Source organism: Dactylosporangium sp. NPDC050588, assembly GCF_040654975.1.
GTDB lineage: Bacteria > Actinomycetota > Actinomycetes > Mycobacteriales > Micromonosporaceae > Dactylosporangium > Dactylosporangium maewongense.
In genome coordinates this window covers 18,033-40,216 of the sequence record NZ_JBFAJA010000089.1, presented here as the reverse complement: position 1 = coordinate 40,216, position 22,184 = coordinate 18,033, and the positions used below count along the sequence as shown (strand labels likewise).

The 22,184-nt window shown below is 70.7% G+C and carries 21 protein-coding genes and 1 pseudogene; 15 read left to right on the top strand and 7 right to left on the bottom strand.

Features of this window, described 5'->3' with window-relative positions:
* Positions 1-377: 377 nt before the first annotated feature.
* Positions 378-680: a MerR family transcriptional regulator gene (locus AB0I21_RS45465; RefSeq protein WP_360570375.1), complete on the bottom strand. Its 303-nt coding sequence runs from the start codon at positions 678-680 to the stop codon at positions 378-380.
* Between the two features lie 744 nt (positions 681-1,424).
* On the opposite strand from AB0I21_RS45465, the gene AB0I21_RS45460 reads away from it, so the two are divergent.
* The 3 genes from AB0I21_RS45460 (at position 1,425) to AB0I21_RS45450 (ending at position 2,784) form a co-directional block, all read left to right on the top strand.
* Entirely contained in the window at positions 1,425-1,739 is a 315-nt protein-coding gene (locus AB0I21_RS45460; protein ID WP_360570373.1) for an STAS domain-containing protein, read from the top strand.
* Between the two features lie 465 nt (positions 1,740-2,204).
* Positions 2,205-2,375 (top strand): hypothetical protein, encoded by a 171-nt coding sequence (locus AB0I21_RS45455; protein WP_360570371.1) that lies wholly within the window; start codon positions 2,205-2,207, stop codon positions 2,373-2,375.
* 196 nt (positions 2,376-2,571) lie between these two features.
* On the top strand, positions 2,572-2,784 hold the full coding sequence (locus AB0I21_RS45450; protein ID WP_360570369.1) for a hypothetical protein: 213 nt from the start codon (positions 2,572-2,574) through the stop codon (positions 2,782-2,784).
* Between the two features lie 105 nt (positions 2,785-2,889).
* Here the strand turns inward: AB0I21_RS45450 and AB0I21_RS45445 are convergent.
* Positions 2,890-3,101, bottom strand: a pseudogene (locus AB0I21_RS45445) (IS21 family transposase); the annotation flags it as partial.
* On the opposite strand from AB0I21_RS45445, the gene AB0I21_RS45440 reads away from it, so the two are divergent.
* Complete coding sequence (locus AB0I21_RS45440; protein WP_360570367.1) at positions 3,094-3,471, top strand: hypothetical protein; 378 nt, start codon at positions 3,094-3,096, stop codon at positions 3,469-3,471. The pseudogene AB0I21_RS45445 and the gene AB0I21_RS45440 sit on opposite strands and share 8 nt — an antisense overlap.
* A gap of 492 nt (positions 3,472-3,963) precedes the next feature.
* Positions 3,964-5,952, top strand: a complete 1,989-nt coding sequence (locus AB0I21_RS45435; RefSeq protein ID WP_360570365.1) for a DUF4153 domain-containing protein — start codon at positions 3,964-3,966, stop codon at positions 5,950-5,952.
* Positions 5,953-6,012: 60 nt separating this feature from the next.
* Here the strand turns inward: AB0I21_RS45435 and AB0I21_RS45430 are convergent, their stop codons facing one another.
* Positions 6,013-6,204, bottom strand: coding sequence for a hypothetical protein (locus AB0I21_RS45430; protein ID WP_360570363.1), 192 nt, complete (start codon positions 6,202-6,204; stop codon positions 6,013-6,015).
* 42 nt (positions 6,205-6,246) lie between these two features.
* On the opposite strand from AB0I21_RS45430, the gene AB0I21_RS45425 reads away from it, so the two are divergent.
* From AB0I21_RS45425 to AB0I21_RS45400, 6 genes are all read left to right on the top strand, one after another.
* Positions 6,247-6,420 carry a hypothetical protein gene (locus AB0I21_RS45425; protein WP_360570361.1) on the top strand — a complete coding sequence of 58 codons (174 nt, stop codon included), beginning with the start codon at positions 6,247-6,249 and terminating at the stop codon, positions 6,418-6,420.
* A gap of 37 nt (positions 6,421-6,457) precedes the next feature.
* Positions 6,458-6,685 carry a hypothetical protein gene (locus tag AB0I21_RS45420; RefSeq protein WP_360570360.1) on the top strand — a complete coding sequence of 76 codons (228 nt, stop codon included), beginning with the start codon at positions 6,458-6,460 and terminating at the stop codon, positions 6,683-6,685.
* Positions 6,686-7,235: 550 nt separating this feature from the next.
* Entirely contained in the window at positions 7,236-8,936 is a 1,701-nt protein-coding gene (locus AB0I21_RS45415; protein ID WP_360570358.1) for a helix-turn-helix domain-containing protein, read from the top strand.
* 576 nt (positions 8,937-9,512) lie between these two features.
* Complete coding sequence (locus AB0I21_RS45410; RefSeq protein ID WP_360570356.1) at positions 9,513-10,166, top strand: hypothetical protein; 654 nt, start codon at positions 9,513-9,515, stop codon at positions 10,164-10,166.
* Positions 10,167-10,334: 168 nt separating this feature from the next.
* Positions 10,335-11,096 (top strand): cobalt transporter, encoded by a 762-nt coding sequence (locus AB0I21_RS45405; protein WP_360570354.1) that lies wholly within the window; start codon positions 10,335-10,337, stop codon positions 11,094-11,096.
* Positions 11,097-11,104: 8 nt separating this feature from the next.
* On the top strand, positions 11,105-16,063 hold the full coding sequence (locus AB0I21_RS45400) for a carbohydrate-binding protein (protein WP_360570352.1): 4,959 nt from the start codon (positions 11,105-11,107) through the stop codon (positions 16,061-16,063).
* Between the two features lies 1 nt (position 16,064).
* Here the strand turns inward: AB0I21_RS45400 and AB0I21_RS45395 are convergent, their stop codons facing one another.
* Positions 16,065-16,325 (bottom strand): hypothetical protein, encoded by a 261-nt coding sequence (locus tag AB0I21_RS45395; RefSeq protein WP_360570350.1) that lies wholly within the window; start codon positions 16,323-16,325, stop codon positions 16,065-16,067.
* Positions 16,326-16,397: 72 nt separating this feature from the next.
* On the opposite strand from AB0I21_RS45395, the gene AB0I21_RS45390 reads away from it, so the two are divergent.
* From AB0I21_RS45390 to AB0I21_RS45375, 4 genes are all read left to right on the top strand, one after another.
* Complete coding sequence (locus tag AB0I21_RS45390; protein WP_360570348.1) at positions 16,398-17,264, top strand: carbohydrate-binding protein; 867 nt, start codon at positions 16,398-16,400, stop codon at positions 17,262-17,264.
* A 213-nt stretch (positions 17,265-17,477) separates the two neighbouring features.
* Positions 17,478-18,788, top strand: coding sequence for a ricin-type beta-trefoil lectin domain protein (locus AB0I21_RS45385; RefSeq protein ID WP_360570346.1), 1,311 nt, complete (start codon positions 17,478-17,480; stop codon positions 18,786-18,788).
* 182 nt (positions 18,789-18,970) lie between these two features.
* The gene (locus AB0I21_RS45380; RefSeq protein WP_360570345.1) at positions 18,971-19,177 is read left to right on the top strand and encodes a hypothetical protein; all 207 of its coding nucleotides are present in this window, start codon (positions 18,971-18,973) and stop codon (positions 19,175-19,177) included.
* A gap of 53 nt (positions 19,178-19,230) precedes the next feature.
* Positions 19,231-19,545 (top strand): hypothetical protein, encoded by a 315-nt coding sequence (locus AB0I21_RS45375; protein ID WP_360570343.1) that lies wholly within the window; start codon positions 19,231-19,233, stop codon positions 19,543-19,545.
* An 85-nt stretch (positions 19,546-19,630) separates the two neighbouring features.
* On the opposite strand, the gene AB0I21_RS45370 is transcribed toward AB0I21_RS45375, so the two are convergent.
* The 3 genes from AB0I21_RS45370 to AB0I21_RS45360 are packed head-to-tail and all read right to left on the bottom strand — an operon-like array spanning position 19,631 to position 22,178.
* Positions 19,631-20,461 (bottom strand): nitrilase-related carbon-nitrogen hydrolase, encoded by an 831-nt coding sequence (locus AB0I21_RS45370; protein WP_360570341.1) that lies wholly within the window; start codon positions 20,459-20,461, stop codon positions 19,631-19,633.
* The gene (gene npdG / locus AB0I21_RS45365) at positions 20,458-21,174 is read right to left on the bottom strand and encodes an NADPH-dependent F420 reductase (protein ID WP_360570339.1); all 717 of its coding nucleotides are present in this window, start codon (positions 21,172-21,174) and stop codon (positions 20,458-20,460) included. Before npdG ends, AB0I21_RS45370 begins: the two co-directional genes overlap by 4 nt.
* Entirely contained in the window at positions 21,171-22,178 is a 1,008-nt protein-coding gene (locus AB0I21_RS45360) for an LLM class flavin-dependent oxidoreductase (RefSeq protein WP_360570337.1), read from the bottom strand. The genes npdG and AB0I21_RS45360 overlap by 4 nt, the downstream gene beginning before the upstream one ends.
* Between the last annotated feature and the right edge of the window lie 6 nt (positions 22,179-22,184).

Genomic DNA, 22,184 nt, shown 5'->3' with positions numbered 1-22,184 from the left:
TGCGCTCATCGACCTCGCCTCGGTGAATGCCGCTGCGCTCCTGTAGTGCGATGCCGAGTTGTTGACCAGTCTGCCGGCCCTGCCGTCACGTTGGTGGCGAGCGTATCGCGGTATGTCTGGATGCCATGATCGACAACCTGATCCGGTATTCGACCGACCCGAACCCCAGCCCGACACCATCGCCGAGTACAACTGGAACATCCACATCGCACGAGAAGCCGCCGAGCACCCATACGTCGCCATGCAATGATCTCCATCGCGATCGCTGCGACCTTGGCCGGGGGGTATCGCAGCCGGCACGCTGAACGGCTGGGCGACCGCGAATGCCGGCACGGCGTCCGTTTGACGCCCGTACCGGCCTGGACGGGGCTGGCCAGTCAGGTGGTGTCGCGGGCCGCGTTGATGCGCAGCGCTTCCTCGAGCTGGTCTTCGAGGATGATGATCCGGCAGGCGGCCTCGACGGCGGTGCCCTCATCGACCATGTCCCGCGCGCGGGCGGCGAGGCGGAGCTGATAGCGGGAGTAGCGGCGGTGTCCGCCGCCGGAGCGGTGCGGGGTGATGAGTTTCAGCTCGTCGAGGCGGCGCAGGAAGCCCTGCGAGGTACCGACGATTTCCGCGGCGCGGCCCATGGTGTAGGCCGGGTAGTCCTCGTCACCGAACATGTCATCGGGTTGGGTCATGGAGCCTCCAGGTCGAGGGCCCCGGCGCAGTAGCGCCGGGGCCCAAGGGTTTATGGGTCAAACACCATCTACCGGCACGTTCGCCGGTTTGTCGTGTCCGCACCGGACGCCACAGACAGCGTCGGGCGCGAGGATCGCGTAAGCGTGACCGAAGACCACCTCTCGTTCGATGGAGACTGCGGTGTCCACCCCGGCGGAACTGCTGCCGGTGCGGGCGATCCAACGGTGTACGGCCCTCCCTTTCCTCTGTTCTCTGTGTCTTACCGCGTGCCGGGCTCCGCCGGTGCTGCGGGTCCACGCAACTTCATGACCCTCACCTGCGGATGGAACCGTTCTACGGGCGATGCCACCAACACCTTCTCTGGCTCACCCTCTTGTCCTGCCGTGCTGAGCGAACCTGCGGTGTTGCTGCCGGCTCTGCTCCTGCGCCCAACGGGTGGGGCGGTTCGTCAGCGTCTTTGTGTTCTCTCCTCTTGACCTGAAGAACGTTAACCGACGGCCGTGAGCATGTCTAGCTTCGCCACCATAGATTTTCTCGGCCGGTCGTCAGCGCCTCGGGGCGGTGTCACCTGCCCGACCCTCTCTGAGCAGTCACGCCCGCCGCCCCTGGGACCACCGCCTCCGGCCCGGGAATCCCGGCCGTACAGTCGCATCCATCTCCTGTCGCATCGAGTTGCGGGGGACAAATGGGTCGGTATCGTCGAGCCCGAGCACCGGAATGGATCGAGGTGAACGATGCCGCTCTTGACCGAGATCGGCATACTGTCGGCCGACAAGGTCACGATCGTCCTCAATGGCGAGCTGGACCAGCAGACCGCTGATCAGTTCCGCACGACGGTCCGTGCAGCACTGCAGCTGGAGCCGGCCGTGCTGGCAGTGGATCTCGCATTGATCACGTTCATGGACTCGTCAGGCCTCGGCGCGATCGTGGCCGCCAAACGCTGGTGCGACGACGCTGGCTGCAGCCTGGGCCTCGAAGCGCTGACCCCCGCGATGCACCAACGGTTCCAGGTCAGCGGCCTCGCCGACCTGTTCGGCCTGCCGGAACCACCGGCATGACAACGCCGCGACGGCGCCCCCTTCGGGCGTTGGCACGGTGCACCACCCGCCTTGGGCCTGCCGACGCGACCGTATACGGGAACATCCCGGGCTGCTTCAGGGTCAGGTGTCGTCACAGGATCGCTTGACGGTGATCGGCTCGACAGGCCCGCCGCCATCGTCCGACACCGGCCGGGCCGGAATGTGCGTCACGGATCGCGGGGTGGCGGCCGAGCCCGCGGCGGGCCTGCAGATCGGGGCCGGAAGCCATCCGCCACAGGCTGCGACTGGAGGCGATCGCGGCCGACATCGCCGGTGACTGCGACACGGCGAGGGGTTCGAGGAGCCGCCATGGTCACGTGCGCGCTCATCGGCAATATGCAGGTAATCCTTGCCAAGGGGTGGGTAGTTGATCGTGTTGTGTGGTTGGTTCTGGGGTCGCCGGATGGAAGGGTGTGCCGTCGGCGTCGCTGGGGGTCATGATGCTTGGTCGTCGAGGCGGGTGAGGAGTCGGTTGAACAGGTCAGGGCGGTGGGTTTGGTCGTGTTCGGCGGCGTGGTTGCGTTGCCGGATGAGGGTGGGTCGGAACTCGATGCTGGTCTGGAAGGAGGTGCAGGTTTCGCAGATGGCTTCGAAGGCGCAGTCGAGTTCGGGTGATCGGGTGCAGTAGCCGTTGCCGAGGAGGCGGTGGTGTTCGCGGCGCAGCCGGTGTCGTCGCACCAGCCGGGACAGCGAACCAATACGAGGTCAACCTGGTTCTTGGCGCTGTGCGCTACGGCAATCGTACGCGTTCGCCGGCCGTCCCAAGATCGCCAAAGTTCCGCGCTCGGACCTGGTGCTATACGGTCGGTGCGTGAGAATCGAGCGTCACTGGTGGAACGGCGACCGCACCATGCGGGGGCGTCGCGACGTGTACATCCGCACCGATGGCGAGTCGTGGGAGGTCGAGGCCCGAGCCGGCGGCGGCCGGTCGAAGACATACCAGTGCCCGGGCCGGCAGTCGGCGGAGATCCTGGCCGGGGCATGGATGGGCGGGCAGAGCCCGTGGCAGGTCGTAGCACCCTGATCGGCCGGCGCCGCAGCGCGCTCACCTTCAGCCACCGTTGGGGCGGGTGCCCGCGCGGCGATGATGACCCGGCCAGAGGCCGGACGCCACGTCGAGCGCCCGCCGGCCGGCCACCACCTGCGGGTGGTCCAGGACGGACCGAGCGAGGGCCTGGCCACCGGCCCAGACGCTCGCCTCGATCAGTGCGCGCGTGCCCGCGGCGTCGCCGTGGGCCTTGCGGACGGCTTCCCACCAGGCGTCGTGGACCGGGGTGAACTTGCCTGCGGCGCGGCCTGCTCGAGAGCGGTGGAGCCGGGCAGGGCCCCGGGTTTGCGCAGCGCCGCGGCCGGTCCCGGCGCACTGCGGGCCTACCGCAGCTACTGGCAGCGGATGACCACCGCCTGGGGCGACCTCCCCATCGACAGCGTCACCGCCAGCGACATCCAGGCGCTCCAACGACGCATCGTCGCCAACGCCCGAGCCCGGCACAACAGTCGCGGCGGCCGCCACGCCGGCGAACTGCTCATCGCCGCCGCCCGCGCCTACTGCAACCAGGCCATCGCCGATGGCCTCATCCAGGCAGCAGACAGCCCTGCCCACCGGGTCGGCAAGCCCGGGCGGCTGCCCAGCACCCGGCGGGCACTGACACCCGCCAGCCCGCTGCCGTGGGCCGCGGGTCGTGGTGGGTGGACGGGAGCTGCGCGATGAGTCGCAGCCGAAGGTCCAGAGCCGTCTGCGAGCTGAAGGCGGCGTCGGCGTTGCCGGCGTTGTTCGGGTCGAATGCGAGGTTCGGGATTCAGCTCCACTCGCAGTCCCTTTGTTCGGCGGCCACACCGGGCCCGGCGCCTCGTCCCCGGGAGGCCGCGTCTTCGCAGGTGGACGGTGGTGCAACGTCCCACCGTCCCAGGTGTGCGCCACGGGCTGGTCCGCGGCCGCGCCGCCGTGCCATGATCCCTGCCGCCGGGCCATGCAGGGAAATCCGGTCCGGACCAAAGCGCCAGTTGGCGCCACGCCCCGCCATCTCCGCACTTTCGTGTTACACGCCGTCACTGTTCGTGACAACCCGCCGGTCTGGGCTCATCGGCGGGGCGACGACGGACGGTGGGCACGGGCGTGGTCCGGCAACTGTCCACCGACACGTGGAGCTACCCAATGACCGACGCCGTACCCGACGAAGTCGATCCAACCGTCCAACCGTCCGTGGCCGTACCGTATCTGCTGGTCATGCCCGGCGGCGATGGACGGCCGCAGCCGGTCGCCTGGCCCGGCACCGCCGAGGGGCAGACGACGTGGGCGATTCCGGTGACGATTCCCGCGGGGGCCCCGGGATTCGCCGTGTTCGTGCCGCTGGTCCCGGGCGCGGCGGCCAAGCCTGTCGAGGGCATGACGGCCGCGCCCGTTCAGCCCGAGCCAGTCACGCCCGTTGTGGCCACGGCCGCCGCGCCTGTGGAGGAACTGCCCGACGACGAGCTCGAAGAAGACGACGAGCTCGAAGAAGACGAGGAACAAGACGAGGAACAAGACGAGGAACAGGACGAGGAGGCTGTCGCACCGCCGCTGGTGCAGCACCAGTCGGGAACACGGCACTTCGCGCCACCGTCTGGCGCGCCCTTCCCGCCGCATCCTGTGGTGCCCCCGTTCCGGCCCTATCAGACTGTTCCGCGGGTCATGGGGCCGCCGCGACCGCTGCCGCCCGGGTTCCTGGAAGCACGTTGGCCCGGGCCGGAGCCCGCGAGGGGCTGGCGCGTACCGGTCGCCGTGCTCGCCGGCGGACTCGTCGCCGCGATCGTCCTGCCCGGCACGCGGGTCGGCATCGGCTGGTTCCTCGGCGGGTTCGCGCTCGTCGCCGCCGTCATCGTCGGTATCTGGCCGGCCGCCGCAGCGCTGCCGAAGGCCGACCGTGTGATGCGGGCTGTCTGGGCCGGCTCCGCGGTCGTCCTGCTGTCGGTGCTGGCGTTCCGCAACGCCTGGTGGCTCGTCACGTTCTGTGTGCTGGGAGCGCTCGGCTGCGCCGCCCTGGCCATCGTCGGCGGCCGACGTGTCCGCTCCATACTGTTCAGCCTCGTGGCGGCGCCGTTCGCGGCCTTGCGCGGCATCCCGTGGGTGGCCAAGCACCTCAGCGCCACCGGCGACCGGCGCGAGCTGCCCCGCCACACCCAGCGCGTCGCCTGGTCGGTCATCATCACCGTCCTGTTCGTGCTGGTCTTCGGCGCGCTGCTCTCCTCCGCCGACGCCGCGTTCTCGCAGGTACTCTCCGCCGTCGTGCCGACGGTCAGCGTCGGCCGCGTGTTCCTGTTCATCCTGTGCGCGCTGATCGCTGTCGCGGCCGTCTACACCGTCGCCGCGCCGCCGGACCTGTCCACCATCGACAAGCCGGGCACCGCGCGGCTGCGCCGCCTGGAGTGGGGGCTGCCGATCGGGGCGCTGGTCCTGCTGTACAGCGGATTCGTCGTCGTGCAGGCCACCGTCCTGTTCGGCGGCCAGCACCACGTGCTGCAGACCGCCGGCCTCAGCTACGCCGAATACGCCCGCAGCGGCTTCTGGCAGCTGGCGACCGTCACCGTGCTGACGATCGCCGTGCTGGGCGGCGTGACCCGCTGGGCTAGCCGCGAGGACCGGGTCGACCGCATCCTGCTGCGCACGCTGCTCGGCCTGCTCTCGTCGCTGAGCATCGTGATCGTGGTGTCGGCGTTGTCCCGCATGTACGCCTACCAGAAGGTCTACAGCTTCACCGGCGAGCGCATTTTCGTGATGGCGTTCGAGCTGCTCCTCGGCACCGTCTTCATCATGATCATGGTGGCCGGCATCCGCTGGCGCGGCACCTGGATCCCGTCGACGATCGTCGGTCTCGCGGTCGTCATGCTGCTCACCCTCGCGGTGCTCAACCCGGAGGACTACGCGGCCCGCCGCAACATCGCGCGCTACCAGGAGACCGGCAAGATCGACGCCTGGTACCTGCGCGCTCTGTCCTCCGACGCCACCCCAGCCCTGTCAACACTCCCGGACTCGGTCCGCCGCTGCGCGCTGAGCTGGATCGTCGACGACCTGGACGAGCCGGACCCGTGGTACGGCTGGAACCTCGGCCGCGAAAACGCCCGCGACGCCCTGGACCGCGTGGGCTCCTCCGGCATCGGCGGCTCGAGCGACTGCCACCGGGCCGACCAGTTCGACCTGCCGAAGACGCGCTGACGCCCCGCCCCCGGGCCGCCCCAGCACGGCGGCGGCCCGGTCCGGGCCGTTCGGCTGCGTTCAGACCGTGCGGGTCGCCTTCGCGAGGTTCGCCTCCAGCTCGGCCCTCGTTTGCTTGACGACATACGCCGGCCGGTCGCGCTCGACACGCCACGACTCGCGCAGCGGGCTGACGTCGACCGTGTCGAAGCCGATCCGGTCGTAGAGGTCCTTGGCGAAGTCGGCCGCGTCGGGATGGTCCGAGGACACCACCAGGGCGCACCGGCCGGCGTGCCGGACAGGGAACCGGCGCCGATGTGGTTGAAGGCCTTTGACCTCATCCGGGTCGTCGCCGGCGTGATGTCGCGCCCCGCCACCGGCGTCTTCTCCCTCAACACCACCGTCGAGGTCGGCATGGACGCCATCACGGTCGAGCAGACCGCCGAGGCGCTCGCCACCGAGCCGGCCGACGGGCCCGGGGATGTTTGAGCGAGGGCTGCGCACGGCACACACGCTCGTGTCCTGGGTGCCTTCGGCACGCTGGCAGGACGCCCTCGCGCTGCCGCTCTTGCTGGTGGCGATCGCGTTCCGGGCGCTGGTCCGGCTGCTGCCGGTCGTCGACCGCCTCCTGGGCCCGGTCGGCGGCGGCGCCGTGGCGACCGTCGGCGGCCTGCTGCTCCTGCTGCCGGAGTGCCCTGTCGACCGTCCTGATCCGCCGCGCCATGCGCGCCCCTGGGGTGTCACGTTCACCTAACGGCGAGGGCGGTCGAGCACCTGGTCCTCGCCGGCCGCCGGGCGAGCGCGGCGGGTCTCGCCGGCTTCTTCGCCGACGACAGGGCCCCGCAAGTGGCTGCTCACCCTGCCCCTGCTGGCCACCGTCCTGTAAACGAACACCGACAGCTGTCCGCTCGACGACCCTCACCCCGGCGGGCACCCGGGTCATCCCGGTCAGCGCGCCTCGAAGTCTCGGACGCACACTGCAGGTCGCGCCGCCGGCGTGGCCGCCTCCGGTTTCAGCACCCGTGCATTTCGCGTGCAAACCCGTCGATGCCGCGCTCGGGACGGACGGTGACCGGATGCCCCCGTTTCGCATCCGGTCACCGTCGCCGGTGGCCCGGACCGCCGCTCCCCCAACGGTCCGGGCCACCGCGCTGGCAGTCTGTCAACGCCGCGGTACGGGCGCCAGACGCCGGGACCGATCTGGGACGGCGGGACGGCGGAAACGGACTGACCTGCGGGGATGTTGCGGTCTTGGGACGGTCGATAGGATGCAGCCCGCACCGACACATGGAGAGATGACGGCGATGCCGCACCGTCCCGGCGAGCTTGCCGCGCTGCTGACCGCGCTGAAGGACCGCAGCGGGCTCAGCTATGCCCGCATCGGGCAGAAGACCAACCTGAGCAAGTCGGCGGTGCACCGGTTCGTCGCCGGGGCGGCGGTGCCGCAGGACTTCGGCACGGTGGAGCGGATCGCCACGGCGTGCGGGGCGGACCGTGACGAGCTCGACCGGCTCTATCCGCTGTGGGCCGCGGCCCCGCGACAAGACCCGGCCGCCACCGCAGACCCGGCCGTCACCGCAGACCCGGCCGCCGGCTCCGAACCCGCCGCCGGCTCCGAACCCGCCGCCACCGCGGAACCTGCCGCCTCGTCGAAGGCCGCCGTTGCACCGGTGCCGCGGCGCCTCGCCCTGTACGCCGGGCTGGCCGCGGCGCTGCTGGTGCTGGCGGGTGCGGTCACGGCGGTGTGGTGGCGGGGCAGGGAAGACCGGCCGCAGACCGCGTCGCCGAGCGCGACCCCGCAGTGGATCAGCGGCCCGAGCTGGACGCTACCCGCGCGACCGGTCCCGCCGGAGTACTTCGGGGTGACGATCAACAGCGCGACCGGGCACATGCCGGGGTTCACCACCGGCGCGGTGCGCCTGTGGGACAGCGAGACGCGCTGGTCGCGGGTGCACCTGGCGCGGGACCGGTTCGACTGGACGATCCTGGACCGGCTCGTCGAAGGGGCCGGCGCCGCCAGGCTGCCGGTGCTCTACACGATGGGCGGCACGCCGGCCTGGGCGGCGCCCAACGGCAAGCGGTCGGTCTACCCGGACAACGCGAAGTCGTCGCCGCCGGACGACCTGGCGGTGTGGGACGCGTACGTCAGCGCGCTGGTCGGCCGGTACAAGGGCCGCATCGCCGCGTACGAGCTGTGGGTGCTCGCCAACGACTCCCGGATGTACACCGGCAGCGTCGAAACCCTGGTCGAGATGACCCGCCGGGGCAGCGCGATCATCCGCGCCACCGATCCCGCCGCCACCGTGGTCTGCCCGGGCATGGGCAACCTGTGGAGCGCCGAGGGCCAGCAGGTGCTGCGGGAGTTCGCCCGGCTCGGCGGCTACGAGTACTGCCACGTCGCCGCCGTCAAGCTGCACCAGCGCTCGCCGGAGGACCCGCCGGAGACGATGCTGGAGCTGACCACGCAGATCGACCGGCTCTTCCACGAGGCCGGCGTGCACCCGCCGCTGTGGAACACGGGCACGACCTACGCCATCCCGCTGGAGGGCCAGCTCGACCGGGCCCGCGCCCGCGACTACGCCGTCCGCTTCTACCTCGTCGGGCTGCTCGCCCGCACCACGAACCTGTACCGCATGTACTTCTACAACTGGGGCGGCACGAAGATCCCCATCGTGCTGCAGGCCGACGAGGGCGAGCCGACCGAGGCCGCCCTCGCCGTGCAGCAGTTGCAGCGCTGGCTCGCCGGCGCGCAGATCCGCTCCTGCGGCCACGGCCAGCCCGCCGGCCTGCCCCAGAACGCGTGGCAGTGCGAGTTCGTCGTGCCGACCCCGGCCGGCAACCGGCGCGCCGTCATCCGCTGGACCCACACCGGCTCGGTACGCCTGCACGCCGAGGCCACGGCGGAGGCGCTGCTCCGACTCGACGGCACGACGGAGCCCCTGGCCGGCGGCGCCGAGCTCACGCTGACCGAAACCCCCGTCATGATCCGCTACAGCGACCTGTGACGTTACTCCCAGACCTCCGGCACCCTGCGCCGCGGCGACCTGGACCAGATCGAACGACACCGCTGCACCGCTGACCGCATCCGCAGCAAGCGCCGCAGCCACCGGCGACGGAGGCGCGGATCTCCGCCCAGTGGACTGTGTGGCCGGAGGAGGAACACGCCTCCGCACCGAGCTCGATCGACTGAGCGAAGCGCCCGCGGGTACGCCGACATCGATGTGGCTCTGGCTGCCTGACTGGCTGCCGATCGCGGGCCACGGAGTGAGCCTGTTCGTGGACTGCAGGCCGGGACCGCTGCACTGCTGCCTGATGGTCGACTACGAAAGCATGGGCCGGCAGGGGCCCGGTGTGGCCTGACGTCGCTGCGATGTTTACCGAGGTCGCGGATCGCCTCGATGGCCGAATTGCCGTTGGATCATGACAGTTGTGTGACGAAACTGCCGGACCCGAATGTTCATCCGGGTGTTCCCTCCTGCTGGCCAACGATCGGCAAGACTCAGCGCGAACCAAGATCCTCTATTCGGAGTACTGCCTTGGGCACGCGCGGAAGACGGCAGTGGCGGGGAGCGGTGTGCCTGGTGGCGCTCGCGGTCCTCGCCGGGTTCGCCGTTCCCGGGACGGCGGCGGCACACCCGTTCGGCGACCCGCAGACCGTCGCCGTCGGCCTCGGCGACGACCGGCCCGACGTCGTGCGGGTGCGGTGGCGGGTCGGCGGGTCCGACGACCTGACGCTGCTCGGGGTGTCGCTCGGCATCCTGCCGCAGGACCGGGTCATGCTCGACGGCGCCGTCTTCTACCGCGACACGGACGCGGCGGCGATCGCGCCCGCGCCGGCGTTCGCGAAGTACCTCCTCGAACGGATCACGGTCCAGACCAACCGTCAGGCCTGTCCAGGGGTGCTGCAGCCGATCGACGACCTCGCCAAGCGGGGCGTGACGATCGACTACACCTGCCCGGGGCCGGTCGGGACCGCGTCGGTCGCCGTACGGACGCTGACCGACCTGCACCCGGCCTACCAGACCCTGGCCACCGGGCCCGACGGGCAGCGGACGGTGTACCGCCAGGGCGCCGACTCCCACGACTGGCCCCTCGGCGACTCGCCGGCCACCGTGCCCGCGTCCGGCAGCAGTGCCGCGATCCAGCTCGGCGCGGTCGTCGCCGGCGTGCTGGTCGCGATCGCTGTCGTTTGGCTGGTGGGCCGTCGGATGCGGCGCAGGAGGACACCGGCATGAGCGGCCAGCGAAGCGGATCGGGCCGCTCATCATGTGACAGGTTTGGCTCAGGCCGACACCGGAGCGCAGCGCAGGTGGCGGCATGAGCGGCCAGCGAAGCGGCTCGGGCCGCTCATCATGTGACAGGTTTGGCTCAGGCCGACACCGGAGCGCAGCGCAGGTGGCGGCATGAGCGACCGGTTGCAGGAGTTCGTCAGCGCTCCGGGCATCGCGCCGCTCGCGTTCCTGTTCGCGTTCCTGGCCGGCGCCGGTCACGCGCTGGGGCCCGGGCACGGCAAGAGCCTCGCGGCGGCGTACCTCGCGGGCTCCCGCGGCCGGGTCCGCGACGCCGCCTGGCTCGGCGGCACGGTCGCCGCGATGCACACCGTGTCGGTGCTCGCCATCGGCGTCGCCTGGACGTTCTTCTCGCTGTCCGACCTGGTCCGGATGGAGCAGCTGACCGGCTGGCTCCAGCTGGTCGCGGGCCTGCTCGTCATCGGCACCGGCATCTGGCTGATCCGCCGCAACCTGCACGGTCATCACCATCATCACGGCGACGATCATCATCACGACCACGACCACGACCACGACCACGAGCACGGCCATGAGCACGACCACGGGCACGGCCAGGTGAAGAGGCCCGGGCTGGTGCTGCTCGGGATGTCCGGCGGGCTCACCCCCTCGCCGGCCGCGTTCCTCGTCCTCGCCACCGGCCTGTTCGTCGGTCGCGCCGGGTTCGCGCTGCTGCTCGTGCTCACCTTCGGCGCCGGCATGGCCGTCGTCCTCTTCGGCGTCGGCGTCCTCGCGATCGCCGGCCGCACCGTTCTCAGCCGGACACCCCGGCTCCACGCCGCCGCCCGCGTGGCCCCCGTCCTCGCCGCCGGCGGCATCACCGTCTTCGGCGCCGGCATCGTCGCGTTCGCCGCGATGCACCTCATCACTGTCACATAAGGAGAACCATGAGGCACCGACTACGGCGCGCGCTCCCGATCGCGCTCGCCGTCGTCCTCGCCGGCGGGTCCGTGCCCACGGACGCCGTCGCCGAGAACGCACCGCCGCTGACCGGCGGCGCGCCCGTGCTCAACCTGAGCGACGGGCAGACCCTCGAAGGGCGGGTCCGGGTCGAGGCCGAGCCGACCGTGGAGAACGACTCCGTCGTCGCGCTGACCGTCGACGGCAAGGCCGTCGGGGCCGCGCCGACGAAGGGCACCGCACGCTTCGCGTTCGACATGGGCGGCAACGGTACCGAGGCCCGCTACCACAACTACATCACCGTCAACGACCACACGGCCGAGGCGGACCGGGTCTACTTCCCGGACATCCCCGGCGGCCGCAGCGGCGCCCTGGAGTTCCCCGGCGCCTGGCTGCACGCGGGCGTCAACACGGTCACCGTGCACGCCGGCGCGAACTGGGTCGACACCACCAACGCCAACGCGGTGGGCGTGGAGACGCTGCCGTTCGGCGAGGGCCTGCGCTGCCCGAACTACGACGACTTCCCGCTGAGCAGCCTCGCCCTCAGCCTGCTCGGCGTGGTCGCCGACGGCGAGCAGAACGCGTTCAGCTACAGCTTCGGCGACGGCACCTGCGGCAGCTCCAAGAACCTGCTGGTGAAGGACCTGACGTTCGTCGTCTCCGGCGAGCCCGGCTCGACCGCCGGCCTGGGCGTCGACCTCGACACCAGTACGCTGGACAACGGCGCCCACGCGGTCGTCGCGACCACGAGGTCCGGCGCCACCGCGCAGGCGCTCGTCGCCGTGAACAACGCGCCCGCCGGTGCGCCGAAGATCTCCCCGGCCGACGGTTCGCTCGTGCGCGGCAGCCGGCCGGTCATCGCCGCGCTCGCCGGCGCGCCCGGCGGCGGCAGTGTGCAGTCGCTGGCCATCGACGGCAGCCCGGCCGAAAACGCGGAGTCCCTCGCGGCCGGCACCGCGACGCTCGCGCTGACCGTCGAGGCCGGCAACTCGGCCGAGGCGAAGTACCACAACTACCTGCTCGTCAACGGCAACCGGGTCGACCTCGGCGGCGACTACGGCGTCGCCGGCGCCGAGACCGCGACGCTCAAGGTGCCGCACCGGTACCTCAAGTCCGGCGACAACACCATCGTGCTCAAGACCGGCGACTACAACGGCACCCTCAACGGCGCCACCTGCGCCAACCACGACGACTTCCGGGTCACCCGGGCGTCGGTGAGCCTCACGCTGGGCACGTCCGGGACGGTCACCGCCGGCCCGACGTACCTGGTCACCACCGCCACGAGCGGCGCGGTGACGAGGGAGGCGACGACCGCCGCCTCCCTCGCCCTGGGCGACGGCACCTGCGGCGCCAACAAGGAGGCCGAGTTCCACTTCGACGTGGCCGACGCCCCCACCACCCGCACGGTCGACACGCTCGGCGCGGGCACCGACGCCCACCTGCGGGTGTTCGTCGGCGGCAACGGCGCCGACAGCGGCTTCGACAACGTCGTACGGATCAACGGCATCCCGCTGAACCTCGGCATCTGGGAGAAGGAGGTCGCCGACCTCGCGTTCCCGAACGAGTGGCTCGTCCCCGGCGTCAACGTCGTCGAGTTCGTCGCCGGTAGCGACCACGGCAGCGCCAAGGCCGGCGGCTGCGACAACTACGACGACTTCACGCTGCGAGACTTCCAGCTCGCCCCGGCGGGCGCGAAGGCGACGCTGCTGAGCCGCGAGATCGCCGAGAACACCGTCACGATCGGCTCGGCGAGCTACCCGGCCGGCCAGCCGGTGACCGTGTACATCGGCGACGGCACCTGCGGCAGCAGCAGCAACGGCGTGCTCACCAAGACCGTCCTGTTCGACGTCACCGCCGAGAACGGCGGTGCGCTGCCCGCGCTCGGCCGGCGCGCCGACGTCGACACCACCAAGCTCGGCGACGGCGGGCACAGCATCACGGCCGTCGTCGGCGACAAGACCTCGACCCGGCGGTTCACCGTCGACAACACCGCGCCGGAGGTGGCCGACAGCGTGCCGGCCGAGGGCCAGCGGCTCACGTCGACCGTCGCGCTCGTGGTGCAGGTCAAGGACGCCTCCGGGGTCGCCGGCACGCCGGTGATCACGCTCGACGGCAAGGCCGTCGCGCAGGGCGCCCTGATCGGCCGAGGCCTGGCCGCCGGTGCGCACACGATCGCGGTCGCCGTGGCCGACGTGCTCGGCAACACGGCCACCCGGGAGATCCACTTCACCAGCGCGAGCATCCCGGACGTGCCGTCCGAGCTGACCGCGACCGTCGGGGACCCCAACGCGCCCGGCGCCACGCTGTCGGCGAAGATCCCCGGACCGGCCGGCGTGCCGCTCACGGCGACCTTCACCAAGGCCGACCAGGTCCTGCCGACCGGCGGCTACCAGGGCACGGCGACGTCGGTGCCGACCACGCTCGACGTGGCCCACGACGCCGCGGTACAGCTGGCGTCGCTCCAGCCGCTCGACGGCCGGACGATCGACACGCCGTCCGGGCGTGACGTGGTGTTCCAGCGCTACGACCTGAGCGTCGGCACCGCGCAGGACCCCATCCTGCGGTGGGAGGGCAGCATCGACCCCGAGCGGGTCGTGGCGCTGCGCGTGTGGGACCCGGCGGCCAAGCGCTGGACGGTGCTCACCAGCTCCGGCGGGCAGGCCGGCCACACCACGGTGCTGGCCGCGCCGGTCGGCGCCGAGCACCGCGACGGCGGGACCGTCCACGTCCTGGTCACCGGCGAGGACCCCTTCGCCGACGACCTGTCGCCCCGCGACGCGACGGCGCAGCAGGACAAGGACCGCTTCGAGGACCCGGGCACCTACGACTTCGCGGTCGCGCACTTCACCGACACGCAGTACCTCAGTGAGGGCGCGGCGGGCGGCACCTACGACGACTGGGACGGCCGCGCCGAGCCCTCCGACGTGATGGCCGCCGAGGAGCAGGCGATCTGGGCCGCGGCGTACCGCAACACCACCCAGTGGATCGCCGACAACCGCGAGGGACGCAAGATCGCGTACACCGCGCACACCGGCGACATCATCGAGAACGACTACTACGACCCGCTCGCCAAGAACCCGGACGGCACGCTGCTGCGGCCCGGCCTCAACGAGCAGGTCGAGCGGGAGCTCGCGGCGGCGTCGGAGTACCAGAAGGTGCTCGACGACAACGGCGTGGTCAACCAGGTCATCGCCGGCAACCACGACGACCAGCTGGGCGCCGAGACCGGTCCGGACTCGCGGTTCAGCAAGACGTTCAGCGCCGACCGGTACTACGGTGTCGCCAAGAGCTGGCCGGCGGGCACCGAGTACCACGCCTGGGACGAGCAGGTCGCGGCCGACGGCAGCGTCATCCCCGGCAAGGACAACCAGAACAACTACGTGCTGTTCTCCGCCGGCGGCCTGGACTTCGTCGCGGTCGGCCTGTCCTACGGCGTGACGCCGCAGGAGGCCAGGTGGGCCGACTCGGTGTTCAAGCGGTACAAGGACCGCAACGGCATCCTGCTGTCGCACGACTACCTGAAGCCGTCGGTCAACCCGGACGGCCGCGGCGCGGACTTCTCGGCGCCGGACGGCTCGCCACTCTACAAGCAGGTCGTCGAGGCCAACCCGAACGTCTTCCTGGTGCTGGCCGGCCACGAGCACGGCGTCGGCACCAACGTGAAGTCGAAGGTCGGCGTCACGGTCACCCACGACGTCGTGGAGCTGCTGGCGGACTACCAGTTCTACACGGTGTCCGCCGGTGACCTGTGGCCCGGCCGGGTCGACGCGAACGGCAACATCGACGTCAACGGCGACGGCACGGTGGACCACAAGGCCACCGACCGCCTCCAGTTCGGCGCGAGCTTCCTGCGCCTGCTGCAGTTCGACGTCGACCGGGCCGAGGTGCACATCGACACGTACTCGCCGTTCCTGAACAACTTCGGGGCGACCGAGTACGACATCCGGGCCGACGGCAGCCAGACGAAGCCGCGGTACAACGGGGCCGAGGACAACCTGACCCTGCCGGTCGACCTCACCACCCGCAAGACGTCGTTCGCCACCGACTCCCTCGCGCTGTACGTGCCGGGCGGCACGATCGCGCGGCAGGAGGTCACGGCGAACGGGACCGCGACGGTCACCTGGTCCGGGCTCGCGCCGGCCACGTCGTACGGCTGGATCGTCTCGGCGACGAGCGCCGACGGCGGCGCGGCGGTGGCCCAGCCGGCGGTCTTCCGCACGGTCAAGGCCAAGCCGCAGGTGACGGCGACGGCCGCGCCGGTCGACTGGGGCACCGCGGCGAAGGTGGACGTCACCGTGGCCGCCGGCGGCCTGCCGGTCACCGGCAAGGTCGAGCTGCGCGAGGGCACGACGCCGCGCGGTACCGCGGAACTCGCCGCGGGCAAGGCGACCTTCCCCCTGCCGGCCGGCCTGTCCGGCGGCGTCCACAACCTGACCGCGGCCTACCTCGGCACCGACGGCTACGAGCCGGCCGAGGCCGGCGTCGCGGTGACGGTGAACCTGCCGCCGGCCTGGGTCGCGACCACGCAGTACAAGTTCAACGCCCGGGTCACCTACCAGGGCAAGGTGTACCAGGCGGCCTGGGCGACGCAGAACCAGAAGCCCGGCGACCCGAACGGCCCGTGGCAGGAGATCGCCATGGCCGAGGACGGCGCCGCGCTGTGGACGGCGTCGCGGATCTTCAACAACGGCGAGTACGCCACGTACCAGGGCAAGCAGTGGCGTGCCATGTGGTGGACCCGCAACCAGGCTCCGGGCGACCCGAACGGCCCGTGGGAGGAGATCGCCCCGCCGCCGCCGGGTGGCGGCCCGGCGGCGTGGGCACCGACGCGGGTCTACAACGCCGGTGACCGGGTGACGTACCAGAACCACGTGTACGAGGCGAAGTGGTACACCCGCAACCAGAAGCCGGGCGACAAGAACGGCCCCTGGAAGCTGGTCAGCTGAATCAGCCAGGCAGTCCTGCTGCTGGTGCCGTCCCCGATGCCGGGCCCACCAGCAGCAGGACCCGGACCCCCTGGTACTCCTCCATGCGCGCCACCGAGAACCCGTCGCGCAGGAGCCGCGCCTCGGCCGGGTCCATCTCGGAGAACGGGTCGTCGCCCCGGGCCGTGGTCATCAGCCATACCCGGTCGAAGCGCAGCAGGCAGCCGCGCAGGTCGGCGCAGCGCACGCCGTCGTAGTTGCCGGCCTCCCGCGCGGCGGTCACCTACTTCTGTACGGTACCGACCGTCGATGCATGTGGACGGCTCGCGGATCGGCTCCCGGTTCGGAGGCCCGGATGGCTGCCGGGCCGGCCGCGCTGACGTCGCGGTACGCCGTCCAGCAATGGCGGTACACGCCGACCTCCGACTATGGCGGGCCGAAGGTCGATCTGGAAACGCCGGGCGTCAGCTCGGCCATTCCTTCGGCCGACGGCACGAAGGTCACGTTGAGGATCAACGGCCTGGAGGCCGGGCGGGTGGTCCACGTGCAGTCGCCGCGGCCGTTCAGTTCGGCTTCGGGGCAGACCCTGTGGAGCACGGAGGCCTGGTACACGCTCAATGCGCTGCCTGGCAGTACCTACGAGGCTGAGCAGGCGGCGCTCAGCGGCGCGACCGTGTCGACCGAGCATGCCGGGTACAGCGGGACCGGTTACGCGGACTTCGCAACGACGGCCAACACCGGCGGGTACACCGAATGGACCGCCAACGTGCCGAGCGCGGGAAGCTATTCGCTGGCATTCCGTTACGCCAACGGCGGGACCACCGACCGCCCGCTGGCCGTCGCGGTCAACGGCACGACTGCCAGCCCAGCGTTTTCGTTCCCGCTGACAAACGCGTGGAACACCTGGCGAACCGTATCGCTGTCCGCGACGCTACCGGCCGGGCAGAGCAAGATCCGGGTGACGACGACGGGTGCCAACGGCGCCAACCTCGACAACGTCGCCGTCGCTGCGGTACCGCGCATCGCATTGTTCGACGGCGCCGGCCTGGCGGCCTGGGAGACCACTGACGGCAACCCTGCGACCTGGCCGGTAGCGGGCGGATCGATGGGATCGCTCGGCGGAAACATCCGTACCAGAGCGAAATTCGGCGACTTCAAGCTGCACGGCGAGTGGCTGGAACCCACCTACCCGCCGGAGGTCACCGGACAGGCCCGCGGCTGAGCTGACGCGCACGCTGGTGTCGCCGCCTGCTTCCGTGCGGCGACACCAGTTCGTCGCGTCTTGCACAAAGTCCGTTACTGAAGCATGACAGGTTGTTGACAACAAGGTTTCCAGTCGATGACGATGCTGAGAGCGCTCTCACGCCGCCACGTGAGGCCCCTGCTCGAGAAGGGCACAATCGCTGTGGAGACCCGACAGGAACACACACCCCGGATGCCCCGCCGCCGACGTCTCATGATCCTGCTCACCGCGGCCGTCACTGCGCTCGTCGGCAGCGCGGTCGTCCTGCAGCAGCCCGCACACGCCGCATGGAACCTCGTGTGGTCCGACGAGTTCAACGGGTCCGGCGCGCCCAGCAGCGCCAACTGGAACTACAACGTCGGCAACGGCCTCAACCCTGGCCTCAACACGTTCGACGGCTGGGGCAACGGCGAGTGGGAATGGTACCGCCCCGAGAACTGCTCGCAGTCCGGCGGCAACCTCGTGATGCGCGCCAACTGGCTCACGACGCCCATCGTGGTCAACGGCCGCAACTGGTACCAGACGTCGTGCCGCATGACGACGGACACGAAGCGGTCCTTCCAGTACGGCCGCATCGAGGCCCGCATGGCGCTCCCGACCGCCACCGGCTCGTGGCCGGCATTCTGGATGCTCGGTGACGCGTGCGACGAGACGTCCACGAGCGCCTACAACCCGGCGCAGACCTACTACGACCGCCTGCCCACCAACTGGGCCAGTTGCGGCGAGGTCGACATCATGGAACACGCGAACGCGAACGCGACCGTCACGAACAACATCTTCTGGGATCTGCGGACCGGCGTGTTCCCGTGGACAGCGGGCCAGAACGCGAACTACGTCGCGAACCCCGCCGTCAACAACGCCGCGGCCTTCCACGTCTATGCGATCGAGTGGACGGCCGCACAGATCCGCTGGTACGTCGACGGTACGCAAACGCACGTGATCGACACGACACCGGCGACCCTGGAGGAGTTCCGCAAGCCGTTCCACATCATCTTCAACCTGGCGCTGGGCGGCTCGTACCCCGGACAGAACCCCGTGCAGGGCCAGTTCCCGCTCACCGCATCGATCGACTACGTGCGCTACTACCAGGACGGGGGCACGACGCCGGGCGGACCCGCGACGCAGATCAACGGGCCGGGCGGCAAGTGCGTGGACGTGGCCGGAAACGACACGGGCGGCAATGGCGCGGCCGTGCAGCTGTGGACGTGCCAGGGGTCCGCTGTTTCGAAGGACCAGCAGTGGAGCCGGGACGGCCAGACCCTGCGGACGTTGGGCCGGTGCCTCGACGTCAACGGCGCGGGCACGGCCAACGGCACGCAGGTGCAGCTCTGGGACTGCAACGGCAGCGGCGCACAGAACTGGGTCCAGGAAGGTAACCGGTTGCGCAACCCGAACTCCAACAAGTGCCTGGACTCCCCGTCAGGCTCGACAGCGGACGGCGCGCGACTGCAGATCTGGGACTGCAACGGATCGGCCGCACAGTACTTCGTGAAGGCCGCCTGACGGCCGGCCGAGGGGCACGCTGACGGTCAGGGCGCGGGAGCGACACGCTCCCGCGCCCCTTCCGCGCCCTGCTGGGTGGATGAGTGAGCAACGCCGCATCCGTGTGTCGGAGACCTGATCCACGGAATTGACAACGCCGTGCATCATTCCGAGGACAGCGCCAACCACGGACGGAAACCGCCATGACCCGCACCCGCAAAGCCATCACCGCCGCCTTCGCGGCCCTGCTGCTCACGCCGGCCCTCAGCGCCTGCAACCTCGTCTCGGGCGGCACCTGCGACACGATCACCATGAGCATCGCCGGCAAACCAGGCGGGAAGAGCGGTGGCAGCAGCAAGAGCAAGTCGAAGAGCGGATCGAAGTCGAAAAGCGGACACGACTGCGACTGAGGGGAACACTGCGCCCCGAGCCTGCCGGGGTAGGTCCACACCGCCGGCCCGCCATGTTCGACATCACGGCCGGCGTCATCACCGCGACCTCCGACCCTGCCGGACGGCACACCATCGGCGCCACCGGCCTCCTCGCCACCCCGGCACAGATCCGGCAGCTGTGTCACCTCACCGCCGGCGACCTCGTCGTCCTCCTCGCCCAACCCGGCCGCGACCTGCTGCTCATCCACCCAGCCCGAACCGTCGCCCGGCTGCACGGCTTCCACCAGGCCGCCCAGGCCCGCGTGCAGACCCTGCGCGACCAGCTCGCCATGGCGGAGGGCTTCGCCGGGCAGATCCAGGAGCAGGTCGACCGCTTCGCCCTGTGATGCCGCGAGGCGGACGCAGGGGTGGGTGGAACGGCACGGCGCATGCAATGAGCCATGACATCGCATGCGCCGCACCGGCTCGGGGTCAGGCCGTCGGGCCCATCTTCGTCAGGCGCGAGTACAGCTCGGGCCGCCGATCCCGCAGGAACGGCCGCTTGCGCCGGGTGCGGTCGATCAGGCTCAGGTCCACCTCCGCGACCGCCAGGCCGTCGGCGCCGTCCGCCGCCTCGGCCAGCACGTCGCCGTCCGGGCCGTAGACGGCGCTGAGGCCGAAGTAGTCCTTGACGCCCTCCTTGCCGACCCGGTTCGAGCAGATCACGAACAGGCCGTTGAACACCGCGTGCGCGCGCAGTTCCAGCTGGAAGACCTCGCGCATCGGGGCGCTGGCCGAGGCGACCGGGACGCACAGCACCGAGCCGCCGCGCAGGGCCACGATCCGGCTGAGCTCCGGGAAGTGGCGCTCGTAGCAGATGATGGTGCCGACGCCGGTCTCGCCGGTGTCGACGACCTCGGGCTCCGCGCCGCCGGGCTGGAAGTAGAACTTCTCCGGGAAGCCGTTGGAGAAGGGCAGGTGCGACTTGCGGTACACCGACTTGAGCTCGCCGGCCACGTAGGTGCAGGCCGTGTTGTAGTACACGCCCGGCACGTCGGCGGCCTCGAAGATCGACGAGACGACGGTCATGTTGTGCTGCCGCGAGCGCTCGGCGGCCATCTGGTTCGAGGGGCCGTCGATGCGCTCGGCCAGCTCGAAGTAGTCGAGGTCCGGCTCCGGCTGGACGAACGGCACGGCGAAGAGCTCCGGCAGCAGCAGGATCCGGGCGCCCTGGCCGGCGGCGGCGTCGATCAGGTCGGCGGCGCGGCCGATCGTCTCCTTGCGGTCGTTGGAGGCCTGCAGTTGCAGCGCGGCGAGTTTCACGCGGGGGCCCTCTCGTGGGAGGCCTGGGTCAGGCCGGTGATGGACACCCCGGAACGGGTCTTGTACCGCTTGTTCACCGAGATGAGCACGGCCGTCAGCGGTTCCAGCTGACGGGCCAGCCGCAGCCGGCCCGCGTCGACGCCCCGGCCGCCCGTCACGTCGGCGGCCAGGCCCATGACGAGCTCCTTGGCCTCGCGGTCGTCGCCGCACACCAGGACGTCCTCGTGGCTCAGGTCCGCGTCCGGGTCGAGCAGCAGCGGGGCCGAGAGATGGTGGAACGCGCCCACCACCGTGGCGCCGTCGGCCAGGGACGCGGCCTCCTCGGCGGCGCTGCCCGCGGGGACGTCGAGGCCGAACGGGCCCTGCTTGTCGAAGCCCAGCGGGTTGACGCAGCTGATGACGACCTTCCCGGCCAGCTTGCCGGCGAGGGCCTCCAGCAGCTCGGTGTGGCCGTCGTAGGGCACGGCGAGCAGCACGACGGGTGCCGAGGCGGCCGCGTCGAGGTTGGATGCACCGGTGATGTCCCCGGCCTGGTGCCGCAGCTCCACGGACGCGATCTCGAGTCCGCGGCGCAGCTCCACCGCGGCGGCCTCGGCCTTCTCGGGCGAGCGGGAGCCGAGCACGATGGAGTGTCCGGCGCGAGCCAGGCGGTAGGCCAGGCCGCGGCCCTGGGGACCGGTCCCGCCGATGACGGCGATCGTGGTGACGCTCATGCCTTGGCCGCCTGGGCGAGCCGGGTGAGGGTCTGCTCCTTGTCGCCCAGCGTCGAGATGATCGGGCTGCGGACGCCGGCCTCGTGGTACGACATCAGCTTCTCGAACGCGTCGTCCGTCGAGCCACAGGCGGTCACGTTCTGGACCAGGCTGTTGGGGACGAGCTGCATCGCGCGCTTGATGTCCTCGGGGGTCGCGGGCCAGCCGGCGATCTCCTGGAGCCGGTCGACCAGCTCGCGCTCGACGCCGCAGTGCTCGGCGATGTGGGGCTGCTGGCACAGGTACAGCGTCAGGAAGGCCTTGCAGGCGTCGATGGCCTCCTGCGGGTCGTCGTCGTTGATGCTGCACGAGACGATCTGGGTGAGGTCGATCGACGTCTTGCCGTCGGTGCGCTTGGCCAGGCCGCGCTCGATGGCGGCGTTCGCGCCGACGAGGTAGGACGGCGGCAGCAGGAAGTCCATGTGCACGCCGTCGCTGATCTCACCGGCCAGCTCGAGCATCTTCGGGCCCACGGCGCCGATGTAGATCGGGATGTCGACGGGCTTGTTCTCGCGGTACATGCTGTCGAACCGCACGCCGCGCATCTGCACGAAGTCGCCCTCGAAGTCGACGAGCTCGTTGCGGAAGAACGACTGCAGGACGGTGATGTACTCGCGCATCGACGCGATCGGCTTGACGAGGGGCTGCCCGACCTTGGTCGCGAGCGGCTCCCACCAGGCGCCGATGCCCAGGATCGCGCGGCCGGGCGCGACCTCGTCGAGGGTCTTGAAGGTGACCGCCATGAGCGCGGCGTTGCGGCTCTTGTTGTTGACGACACCGGTGCCGATCTTCACGTTGCGGGTCTTGCTCGCGATGATCGCGGCGGGCACGATGCCGTCGCGGGCGAGGCGCCCCTCGGCGACCCAGACCGACTCGAAGCCGTTCTGGTCGGCGAACTCGGCCTGCCAGTAGGTCTGCTCGAGGCTGAGCCGCTCGCCGACATGGATGCCAAGAGGAATTTTCATTGCGAA